The organism is Photobacterium sp. Alg240-V54, assembly GCF_900537155.1.
Lineage (GTDB): Bacteria > Pseudomonadota > Gammaproteobacteria > Enterobacterales > Vibrionaceae > Photobacterium.
On sequence record NZ_UNRL01000006.1, the window covers coordinates 162,032 to 174,133 of the forward strand.

Sequence of the window (12,102 nt, forward strand, 5' to 3'; positions counted from 1 at the left end):
TCACTCAGGACTCACCATGACAGTGTTACAACTTCAAGGTACGAAATTAGAACAGAAACGGATTTCTAAGCCATTACCTTTAGTACGTTTTTTCTTAGCCAGTATTGGCTTATTGTTTATTATTGCGATGCATTACTTTCAGCATAATCCTGGTGGCTCCGGACTTGAGTTATCGTTTAATGCTGCTGCCTGGATCCCATTTAGCTTTGCCATTAGCTGCGGCTTATTAGAGATCTGTCGTCAAAAAGTTTGGCGCTATTCTCGTATGACGCTAATTTTATTTAGTTGTTGCGTATTACTGTCATTACCGGTGTTTTACGCTAACGCTGATGGCTTTGCTGTATTAAACCGTTTACTCGCTCTTTGGAGCGGATTTTTATTTTTTATCAGCCTTCAGCAATTTGTTTTTACTCATAGTCAGCGTCAACGCTTACTGTGGTTTATTACTATTGCGGTGCTAATTGAAGCAGCATTTGGCTGGTACCAATTTTTATGGCTGGATGCCAATAATAGCTTTGGTTATGACATCATCGCTAATCGACCTTATGGTATTTTTCAACAACCCAATGTAATGGCGAGTTTCTTGGCCACTGGGTTGGTTATCGCAGCCTATTTATTGGCACGTTTACCGCGTTATCGTGGCAAATGGGCTTGGCAACATCTGATTTTATTAGCAGTACCGGTATTAACTATTCCACTGTTAGTGGTGCTTAACTCACGTACAGGCTGGTTAGGTGCGATTATCGGTTCATTATTGATGTTGCCTTATTTACACCGTTTTGCCGCAAGATATCAACAACGCATGTGGGGCTTAGTGCTGCTATTATCGCTCGCATTGGCATGGCAAATAAGTAGCACAACAGACAGCTCTTTTTCGCAACAGGCACGCGTCACATTAGAAAGCCAACGTTCGATAATGATGCCCCAAGCTTATGAAATGTTTACCACTAAACCGTTAACAGGTTATGGCTATGGTAAGTTTGAAGCCACATACATTACTCAAACTGCATTATGGCATCAACGTGATCCGTCACAGCAACACGCAGGGGTTCCAAGTTTAGATCACCCTCATAATGAATTACTTTATTGGGCAGCAGAAGGCGGTATCATACCGTTACTGGGGCTCATTGTAGCGGCAGTTGCTGTACTTATTAGCATTAAAAAAGCCCCTAATGGTACCCAATTAGCGTTAGTCGGGTTATTTTTTCCCATCGTATTGCACACGCAATTAGAATATCCGTTTTATCATTCTCTTGCCCATTGGATCATTTTTATTATTTTGATCTTTTGGATTGATAACCTCACTACCAAATACCATCGCTATCAAACTCAATACATACTGGCACTGAAAGTGAGCGCCATCGCATTACCAATTATGATCACTAGCTTTATGATCACTACCTTATATTCAGGTTGGCTGCTGACAAAGTTTGAAACAACCCGTCCAGTTGATATCAACTATTTAGTCAAAGTGAATAACCCATGGGCATGGCAACATCGGTTTGAATGGGATTTACACCTCACCCAATTACAATTAGGGATCGCAACAGATAAACCCCAACTGGTTGCCGATTATGTGCGATGGGCAACCCAAAAAGCTCAAACATGGCCACGGCCGGCTTTATATCAGAACCTCGTGCTAGCCTATTATAATCAGGGCCAAACAGCGCAAGCTGAGCAAGTGACGACTGAGGCACAACAATTATTTCCAGGACTCACACTGCCTAGCGCTGCCACAGCCACAGTTCCATCAAAAAAATAATCTAGCGGCCATCAATGGTAACCCAAATTACCATTGATGGTTCATTTGCTGCGTTATTTCAAAGTGCTTTCAAGTGCTTTAAGACACAAGGCGACATTCTCGCTGCGTGCGGTGTAGCCCATCAATCCAATCCGCCATGCCTTACCGGCTAATGTGCCTAACCCGGCACCGATTTCAAGATTATAACGCTCCAATAAGGTTGATCTAACCGCGCCATCATCAACCCCTTCAGGAATATAAACCGCATTAAGCTGTGGCAATCGATATGCCTCTTCAACCACAAATCGAATCCCTAAGGCTTGCAATCCCGTCTTTAACTCAATATGGGCTCGTTGATGACGCTGCCACGCTTGCTCTAAACCTTCATTGTGTAACAGCACTAGCGCTTCATGTAGTGCATATAAACTGTTCACTGGCGCGGTATGGTGATAACTACGCTTACCTTCACCACTCCAATAACCCAAGACTAAACTTTGATCCAAAAACCAACTTTGCACTGCTGTTTTGCGCTGTTGTATTTTAGCGATCGCTTTTTCAGAAAAGGTTAATGGCGATAGCCCCGGCACACATGATAAACATTTTTGACTGCCTGAATAAACCGCATCAAGTTGCCACTCATCCACCAGCAAAGGTACACCACCTAATGATGTCACCGCATCAACAATGGTTAAGCACTGATGTTTACGAGCAATTTCTGCGATTGTTTTGGCATCACTCAACGCACCGGTTGAGGTTTCGGCATGTACAAAAGCAACGACTTTAATCTCAGGATCAGCCTGTAATGCTTGCTCAACTAAGGCAGGAGATACCGGCTCACCCCAAGCATTATCAACCATGATCGCGACACCGCCACAGCGTTCAACGTTCTCCCGCATACGATCGCCAAACACGCCATTGCGACAAACTAATACCTTATCACCAGCTTCAACCAAATTAACAAAACACGCTTCCATACCCGCACTACCTGGGGCTGAGACGGCAATGGTAAAGCTATTGTTAGTTTGAAAGGCGTATTGTAATAACTGCTTAAGCTCATCCATCATTTTAATAAATAACGGATCGAGGTGACCAATTGTCGGTCGGCTCAATGCTTGTAAAACTTGCGGATAAATATCGGAAGGTCCCGGCCCCATAAGAATTCGTTGTGGGGGCATAAAACTGGTGATAGACATAGATTCAACTCCATTAAATCATGATTATTATCAATAAGGTGATGGCTCGATTGTGGTTATTACAGAGTATTAGAGCAATACCAAAGCCGCAAGTAACAACCCAAAATCCTGTTAGCTACGCATACTTTTTGTTAACCATCGAGAAATCATCATTTAACAATTGACAACTACGACGCATTTCCTATTCAATAACAACAGTGTTTATTCACTACAGAAGAGGTGCGTTACCCAGGTATTAATAGTGTAGGGCCCAACCCTAATACATTATTAAGAGGGGGAGTAACGCCGAGATACAAGGTGTTTGGGGCGCAATGTATCGGCTATGAAAGTTGAATCTTTCAGGCTGTCATCTAAGTCAGGTTGACTATGATGGGGAGCTTCTGGGTAGCCGCAACCCGCGTTACTGCCTATTACCTCCTCGACAATGGACGTCGGGAATTCTTCCGAAGTAAAGAACCTATCTTGCAGCATTTACGATCAAGGGAGAACACCGTAATGAGCATTACTCCAGCACCAACTACAGATCCACTCATTGTGGCTAAGTTTGGTGGCACCAGTGTCGCCGATTATGCCGCAATGTGCCGTAGCGCCAATATCGTTATCGCCAATCCAAACACTAAAATTGTCTTAATTAGTGCTTGCTCTGGCGTGACTAATTTACTGGTTGAATTAGCCACTGGCATCAGTGATAGCGTCTTACGCCAACAGCATTTGCAACAACTGGCTACTATTCATCAGCAAATCATTAATCAGTTACAGCAGCCACAGACAGTTAGCGCTGCCATTGATACGTTATTAGATGATGTTGCTTCTGCTGCTGCACAAGCGGCGATTAAACCGTCATCACAACTTACCGATCAATTAGTTAGTCATGGTGAGCTATTATCAACCCACTTATTTAATCAAATATTAATTGAACTGGGTGCTACTGCGGTTCGGTTTGATATTCGCAATGTAATGCGTACTGATGCTCAATTTGGCAAAGCGGTTCCACAGCCTGAATGTATTCGTCAATTAGCTCAACAGCATCTGTTACCACTGTTAGCAACTCAAGTGGTGGTTTCACAAGGTTTTATAGGCAGTGATGACCAAGGTAATACCACCACTCTTGGTCGAGGAGGCAGTGATTACAGCGCCGCCTTAATCGCAGAAGCCGTTGATGCTAGCACTCTAGAAATCTGGACCGATGTACCAGGCATGTATACCACCGATCCACGCATTACTGCTGCAGCCAAGCCGATTAAAGAAATCAGCTTTAGTGAAGCCTCTGAAATGGCTAACTTTGGCGCCAAAATTCTCCACCCATCGACACTAGTTCCTGCAGTAAGACAGCAGATCCCGGTTTTTGTCGGCTCATCAAAAGCCCCTCAGCAAGGGGGAACATGGATTCGAAAAACCGTCGATCAAGCACCGCTCTTTCGCGCATTAGCACTGCGGGGTAATCAAACCATGGTGACGTTAACCAGTCTTAATATGTTTCATGCTTACGGCTTTCTCGCTGAAGTGTTTCGTATTTTGGCTGAGCATAAAATCTCGGTCGATTTAATTACCACTTCCGAAGTTAGCGTTTCATTAACGCTCGATCAAACAGATACAGGCGGCGGAGCACCGACATTACCAATAGCTGTCGTTGAACAACTCAACCAATTGTGTCGAGTAGAGATTGAACAAGGGTTATCGTTAGTGGCCTTAATTGGTAATCGTATGAGTGACAGCAAAGGCTCAGCTAAACACATTTTTGGCGCGCTTGATGCTTATAACTTACGCCTCATTTGTTATGGTGCCAGCCCGCATAATCTGTGTTTCTTAGTTAATGAAATCGATGCAAAATCTGTGGTGAACACGCTTCATCAGCAATTGTTAGAATAATCACTTCAACGCACACAACAAAAAGGCGCAATGGTTGCGCCTTTTCTTATTTTAGCCTAGTGATTATGTTACAGGTTCGGCCCTAACCACTTTTCAGCTTCAATCAAATCCCAGCCTTTACGATCGGCATAACTTGCCAACTGATCGTGTTGGATCTGCGCAACCGCAAAATAGCGCGCATCAGGGTGAGAGAAATACCACCCCGATACCGCAGCCCCTGGCCACATCGCATAACTTTCAGTCAGCACCATACCGGTATTAGCCTCAGCATCCAATAACTGCCAAATAGCGCCTTTTTCAGTATGTTCAGGACAAGCAGCATAGCCCGGTGCCGGACGAATTCCCTGATACTTCTCACGGATCAAATCATCATTATTAAGATCTTCATCAGCAGCATAACCCCAGATCTGTTTACGCACCATTTGATGCATACATTCAGCAAAGGCTTCTGCTAATCGATCTGCCACCGCTTGTATCATGATCGCATTGTAATCATCTCCCTGCGCCTTAAACTGATCGGCAATATCATATTCACCAATCCCACCAGTCACAGCAAACGCACCAATCCAATCGGCTTTACCGCTTCCTTTAGGCGCAATGTAATCGGATAAACAATAATTAGGTCCTTTGGGCTTTTTGGTCTGTTGACGTAAGCCATGCAATACCGTTAATACTTCTGTGCGAGTTTCATCAGTGTAAACCTCAATATCATCACCAATATTATTCGCTGGGAATAAGCCACAGACGCCATTAGCTTTGATCATCCCTGTCCGTTCAATATCATCAAGGATCTTATTGGCATCTTCAAATAGCTTGGTTGCTTCAACCCCCACCACTTCATGGCGTAAAATGGTTGGATATTTACCGCTTAATGACCATGTCATAAAAAAGGGCGTCCAATCAATATACTGACGTAATTTAGCCACCGGAAAATCGGTAAAGGTGTGTATACCCGCTTGTTTTGGTGCTGGCGGCGTATAATTACCCCAATCAAGATCGACAGCATTTGCTCGAGCCTGATCAAGAGTGACAGGTGGCGTACGAGGCTTTTTACGCGCATGTTGTTCACGCACCACATCATATTCCGCGGCTAAGCGCTCAACAAAGGCTGGCTTTTGTTGTTCAGATAATAATGCCGAACATACACCAACGGCACGTGAGGCATTCGATACATACACCACTGGTTGTTGATAGTTTTGTTCAATTTTAACCGCAGTATGTGCTTTTGAGGTGGTGGCACCACCAATCAATAACGGCACCTCAAAACCACGGCGCTGCATTTCTTTAGCGACATGGACCATTTCATCCAATGATGGCGTGATCAAACCACTTAAACCGATAATATCAACGTTTTGTTCTTGCGCGACCTGCAAAATTTTATCGCATGATACCATTACACCTAAATCAATGATCTCATAGTTATTACACTGTAATACGACCCCCACAATATTCTTACCAATATCGTGGACATCGCCTTTTACCGTGGCTAATAAAATTTTACCATTGGTATATCCCGCTTGTTTTTCCGCATTGATATAAGGTTCTAAATACGCCACAGCTTGTTTCATAACCCGCGCTGATTTAACCACTTGGGGTAAGAACATCTTACCTTCACCAAATAAATCTCCGACCACATTCATGCCCGCCATTAATGGACCTTCAATCACTTCTAATGGCTTGGTTGCATTGGCTCGAGCAAGTTCAGTGTCTTCAACAATAAACTCAGTAATGCCTTTAACCAGTGCATGTTCTAAGCGTTTTTCAACCGGCCAACTACGCCATTCTTGCTGAGTACGATCTTCTTCAACTGCGCCGCTATCACGGTAATTAGCAGCAATATCAAGCAACCTATCGGTACTATCATCACGTCGATTAAGCACTACATCTTCAACGGCATCACGCAATTCATCAGACAGATCATCATAAATTGCTAATTGACCCGCATTAACAATCCCCATATCCATGCCATTTTTAAAACAGTAATATAAAAACACCGCATGGATCGCTTCTCGAACTGGATTATTACCACGAAATGAAAACGACACATTTGACACCCCACCCGAAACCATCGCATGAGGTAACGTACGTTTGATATCAGCAACTGCCTCAATAAAATCGACCGCATAGTTATTATGTTCTTCAATACCTGTCGCGACGGCAAAGATATTAGGATCGAAAATAATATCTTCAGGCGGAAAACCGACCTCATCAACCAGGATATGATAAGCATTAGTACAAATTTCAATTTTACGCTCACGTGTATCAGCCTGACCCACTTCGTCAAATGCCATCACAATCACCGCGGCACCATAACGGCGCAGCAACTTAGCTTGAGCGATAAAATTATCTTTACCTTCTTTGAGTGAAATAGAGTTAACGATCGGTTTACCCTGCACACATTTCAGTCCAGCCTCAATAATATCCCACTTTGAAGAATCGACCATGATCGGCACTTTAGCGATCTCAGGCTCTGTGGCACACAAATTAAGAAAGCGTACCATTGCCGCTTTTGCATCCAACATGCCTTCATCCATGTTGATATCAATAATTTGCGCACCGGCTTCAACTTGCTGCCGAGCAACCTCTAATGCTTCATCATAAAGCTCATCTTTAATTAAGCGCTTAAAGCGAGCCGAGCCGGTGACATTAGTACGTTCACCTACGTTAACAAATAAACTTTCAGCTTCAATGGTGAGTGGCTCTAAGCCTGATAGACGACACGCAATATTAATCTCAGGCAACACTCTGGGCTGAATATTTTTGGTTACTTGATACATCTGTCGAATATGTTCCGGCGTTGTACCACAACAGCCGCCGACTAAATTTAAAAAGCCTTGTTGCGCCCACTCTTTAATATGTTCGGCCATTTCATCAGCTTCAAGATCATACTCACCAAATGCATTAGGTAAGCCGGCATTGGGATGAGCAGAGACAGCACATTCAGATATACGTGATAGTTCCGCCACATATTGACGTAACTCATCAGGACCAAGCGCACAATTTAAACCAAAAGAAATCGGCTTAACGTGACGTAAAGAATTATAAAAAGCTTCGGTAGTTTGACCAGAAAGGGTACGTCCAGATGCATCAGTGATAGTGCCTGAAATCATGATTGGTAATTCATAACCAAGTTCTTCAAAAACACCCGTTACCGCAAAAGCACATGCCTTAGCATTCAAAGTATCAAAAATGGTTTCGATCAAAATAATATCGACCCCACCTCTAATTAAGGCATGGGTCGATTCACTATATGCCGTCACTAACTGATCAAAAGTAACATTACGAAAACCAGGATCGTTAACATCAGGAGAGATAGAACAAGTACGGTTTGTTGGTCCGAGAACACCAGCAACGAAGCGCGGTTTTTCTGGTGTTTTAGCGGTCCATTCATCGGCAGCAATGCGAGCGAGACGCGCCGCTTCATAATTAATTTCCGCACTCAACGATTCCATGTCGTAATCTGCCATAGCGATCGTTGTAGCATTAAAAGTGTTGGTTTCTAAAATATCCGCACCAGCTTCTAGGTATTCAAGGTGGATATCTTTAATTAATTGCGGCTGAGTTAAAACTAATAGATCGTTATTACCTTTAAGATCAGCATGCCAATCACTAAAACGTTGGCCTCGATAATCTTGTTCATCAAGTTTATAGCCCTGAATCATGGTGCCCATGCCACCATCAATGATCAAAATTTGTTGTTCGAGTCGTTTATGCAGTACATCCTTGTTTTTTAACACTACATTATATCCTTATAATCCATTACAGCCTGATAACATCCTATCACAATTCAAATAGGAATCTAGACGTCTAAACAGATAGCATGGCAAAATAAGTTAATTAACGGTAGCCATTACTAACTGATGGTTTTACTATCACAACCAATTAAATCTAATCAATAATTTAATCTAGAGGTTTCGCATGTCGGTTTACAACACCCTCTGCTTCCTAGCTGCAGCAGCAATGCTTATAGCTTTTATTAACAGTAAGATAGGTAAGATGCAAACCACCATTGCTATTACAGCTGGTTCATTGATCCTATCACTACTGATTATTTTTGCTGGTCATAACGGCTGGTTCCATCTCGAAGATATTGCTTCAACCCAAATGGGCAAAATCAACTTTGAAGACTTTTTGTTAAAAGGGATTTTAGGATTTTTGCTCTTTGCAGGTGGCTTAGGTATTAAATTACCGCACCTCAAAGAGCAAAAATGGGAAATCACAACACTGGCATTAGGCTCAACTCTGTTTTCAACCTTTTTCATTGGCTTTAGCTTATGGGGTATTTGTCAATTACTGGGGATCCAACTCGATCTTATTTACTGCTTACTGTTTGGTTCTTTGATCTCACCAACCGATCCAATTGCTGTACTTGCTATCGTTAAAAAAATGAATGCTCCTCGTCGAATCTCAACCCAAATCGAAGGTGAATCGTTATTTAATGATGGTTTTGGTTTAGTTATCTTTGTAACGTTATTTACCATTGCTTTTGGTAATCAAAGCCCGACAGTCATGAGTGTTAGCCAACTCTTTTTACAAGAAGCCATCGGCGGTATTGTCTATGGCTTCATTCTTGGCCTAATTTTTCATTACCTCATTAGTTCAACCAATGATCACTCAATGGAATTACTACTGACCATTGGTATTCCAACTGCAGGTTATGCTTTTGCTGAAATTATTCATGTTTCAGGTCCATTAGCCATGGTTGTTTCAGGGATCATGATTGGTAACTGGACCCGTTATATTGGCTTCTCAAAAGAAAGTGAAGAACACCTAGACCACTTCTGGGAACTTGTAGATGAATTCCTTAACGGCCTACTGTTCTTGCTAATTGGTATGACGATGCTGGAATTTAGTTTTCACCAAGAAGATTGGATTCTAATGGCAATCGCTATTCCATTAGTATTATTAAGCCGCTACCTAAGCATCAAATTGCCTTACCTTGGTTTTAGCCGCTACCGTCAATATAATCCAATGTCAGTTAAAATTCTTACTTGGGGTGGTTTACGTGGTGGCCTAGCGCTAGCGATGGCGATGGCTGTACCTGCTGGAGTCATGGTTATTCCAGAAAAAGACATTGATGTGAGAGAAATAATTCTCGTAATGACTTATTCAGTGGTGGTGTTTTCAATCTTGATTCAAGGCTCTACAATCACCTCATTAATTGAAAAAGCCAAATTATGGGAAAATCAGAATAAACATTAATTTCTAAATCAACCGATAAATAATAACAAGGCCTGCTTACAAGCAGGCCTTTTTATTAATCGTCTTTAGTAAAACTGGCTTCTGAGAAATGAGCCAAATCATAAGGTGTCTGTTGATAAACACAGTAATTAAGCCAATTACTAAATAATAAATGACCATGACTACGCCAACTGGCAACAGGATCCCGATGAATATCATCATTAGGATAATAATTAACAGGTATTGTTGGCTCCATACCTTGTTCACGATCACGCATAAACTCATTATGTAATGTATCGACATCATACTCAGGATGACCGGTGACAAACACATTACGTTTATCTTTTGTCGCCGCTAAATAAACCCCAGCCTTGTCAGAGGTAGCCAAAATATCCAAGTCAGTATGCTTGCTAAGATAGTCAGCAGAGAAGTCAGCATAACGCGAATGCGGTGCAAAGAAAGTATCGTCAAAGCCTCGTAAAACAGGGTGATGGCAATCATGAATACGATGATAGTAAACCCCAGAAAGCTTTTCTTTACGAGTACGCTTTGGTAAATCATATAACAACTTTAATCCCGCTTGTGCCGCCCAGCAGACAAACAGTGTTGAAGTTACATGATCTTTCGCCCAATTCATGATTAACTGAATTTCTTCCCAATACAGTACATCTTCAAATTGCACCAATCCCAGTGGCGCTCCAGTCACAATCAAACCATCAAAATTACGATCTTTAACCATTTCAAATTGACGATAAAAAGTATCTAAATGTTCTTGAGGCGTATTTTTTGTCGGCCGATTATCAATCCGTAATAACTCGACATCAACTTGTAATGGGCTATTTGATAACAACCGTAAAAATTGCGTTTCAGTTTCAATTTTCTTTGGCATTAAATTGAGTAATAACACTTTAAGTGGTCGAATTCCCTGACTGGCAGCACGTGCCTCTGTCATTACGAAGATATTCTCACTTCTTAAAATATCTGTAGCAGGTAAACGATCCGGTATTTTAATTGGCACTTTGGTTTTCTCCTTACCCCAAAATAGTTTTAGCCGTCTAGATACCCAGTTAAAACTATAGAAAAAACAATAATGGTGCAAGTAAAATAAACCTGTCTCAGCCAACACTATATTGTGATTGAAATAAAGAAATGCAGAATAATGAGGAATATTGATATGCTAGAAATGAAAAAACCCAGCCAAAGGCTGGGTTTTAAAGAGGTATTTAGCAATGTCCTACTCTCACATGGGGAGACCCCACACTACCATCGGCGCTACAACGTTTCACTTCTGAGTTCGGCATGGGATCAGGTGGTACCGCTGTGCTATGGTTGCTAAAAAAATAAATGGTGCTAGTACCCAGATTCGAACTGGGGACCTCACCCTTACCAAGGGTGCGCTCTACCAACTGAGCCATACCAGCACACAAAGCTGTTATGAATCTGCAAGTGCAAATTCTAAAATTTGAAGCCTGGCGATGTCCTACTCTCACATGGGGAGACCCCACACTACCATCGGCGCTATTACGTTTCACTACTGAGTTCGGCATGGGATCAGGTGGGTCCATAAYGCTATGGTCGCCAAGCAAATTTGACGTGAAAGGATTCACTAATATCGCGATGCCATGGATGGCAAGGAGCGATGTGACCTAACACTAAATCTGGAAATTATCTAACTAGTTGTTCTCAACACDTCATTCAAGTGTTTRTAGAGTCCGTCTCTTCTCTTTTGAGAAGAAAAACCCCTTGGGTGTTGTATGGTTAAGCCTCACGGGCAATTAGTATCAGTTAGCTCAATGCCTCRCAGCACTTACACACCTGACCTATCAACGTTGTAGTCTTCAACAACCCTTTAGAGACCTTAAAGGTCTAGGGATGACTCATCTTGAGGCTCGCTTCCCGCTTAGATGCTTTCAGCGGTTATCGATTCCGAACTTAGCTACCGGGCAATGCATCTGGCGATACAACCCGAACACCAGCGGTTCGTCCACTCCGGTCCTCTCGTACTAGGAGCAGCCCCTCTCAATCATCCAACGCCCACGGCAGATAGGGACCGAACTGTCTCACGACGTTCTAAACCCAGCTCGCGTACCACTTTAAATGGCGAACAGCCATACCCCT

General features: G+C 42.5%; 6 protein-coding genes, 1 tRNA gene, 3 rRNA genes and 1 riboswitch. Of the genes, 3 read left to right on the top strand and 7 right to left on the bottom strand.

Translation table 11 applies throughout. The annotated features are described in order from the left end of the window. Positions 1 to 16 precede the first annotated feature (16 nt). The gene (locus G6R09_RS15310) at positions 17 to 1,762 is read left to right on the top strand and encodes a PglL family O-oligosaccharyltransferase (RefSeq protein ID WP_065167078.1); all 1,746 of its coding nucleotides are present in this window, start codon (positions 17 to 19) and stop codon (positions 1,760 to 1,762) included. 53 nt (positions 1,763 to 1,815) lie between these two features. Here the strand turns inward: G6R09_RS15310 and G6R09_RS15315 are convergent, their stop codons facing one another. Continuing rightward, the gene (locus G6R09_RS15315) at positions 1,816 to 2,934 is read right to left on the bottom strand and encodes an alanine--glyoxylate aminotransferase family protein (protein WP_065167079.1); all 1,119 of its coding nucleotides are present in this window, start codon (positions 2,932 to 2,934) and stop codon (positions 1,816 to 1,818) included. A gap of 206 nt (positions 2,935 to 3,140) precedes the next feature. Next, positions 3,141 to 3,322, top strand: a riboswitch (Lysine riboswitch). A 107-nt stretch (positions 3,323 to 3,429) separates the two neighbouring features. Between G6R09_RS15315 and lysC the strand changes: the two genes are divergently transcribed. Then, positions 3,430 to 4,803: a lysine-sensitive aspartokinase 3 gene (gene lysC / locus G6R09_RS15320; protein ID WP_163923359.1), complete on the top strand. Its 1,374-nt coding sequence runs from the start codon at positions 3,430 to 3,432 to the stop codon at positions 4,801 to 4,803. A gap of 68 nt (positions 4,804 to 4,871) precedes the next feature. Here the strand turns inward: lysC and metH are convergent, their stop codons facing one another. Then, a complete protein-coding gene (gene metH / locus G6R09_RS15325) occupies positions 4,872 to 8,540 on the bottom strand; it encodes a methionine synthase (protein WP_163923362.1) in 3,669 nt (1,222 codons plus the stop codon). Positions 8,541 to 8,721: 181 nt separating this feature from the next. On the opposite strand from metH, the gene G6R09_RS15330 reads away from it, so the two are divergent. Then, a complete protein-coding gene (locus tag G6R09_RS15330) occupies positions 8,722 to 10,005 on the top strand; it encodes a sodium:proton antiporter (protein ID WP_163923365.1) in 1,284 nt (427 codons plus the stop codon). A 55-nt stretch (positions 10,006 to 10,060) separates the two neighbouring features. Here G6R09_RS15330 and metA read toward each other — a convergent pair whose 3' ends face one another. The 5 genes from metA to G6R09_RS19870 all read right to left on the bottom strand — a co-directional run. Further along, positions 10,061 to 11,002: a homoserine O-succinyltransferase gene (gene metA / locus G6R09_RS15335; protein ID WP_065167082.1), complete on the bottom strand. Its 942-nt coding sequence runs from the start codon at positions 11,000 to 11,002 to the stop codon at positions 10,061 to 10,063. Positions 11,003 to 11,205: 203 nt separating this feature from the next. Next, positions 11,206 to 11,321 (bottom strand): 5S ribosomal RNA (gene rrf, locus G6R09_RS15340). Positions 11,322 to 11,329: 8 nt separating this feature from the next. Continuing rightward, positions 11,330 to 11,405, bottom strand: a tRNA-Thr gene (locus G6R09_RS15345). 46 nt (positions 11,406 to 11,451) lie between these two features. After that, positions 11,452 to 11,567, bottom strand: a 5S ribosomal RNA gene (rrf, locus tag G6R09_RS15350). 171 nt (positions 11,568 to 11,738) lie between these two features. Next, a 23S ribosomal RNA gene (locus G6R09_RS19870) occupies positions 11,739 to 12,102 on the bottom strand; the annotation flags it as partial.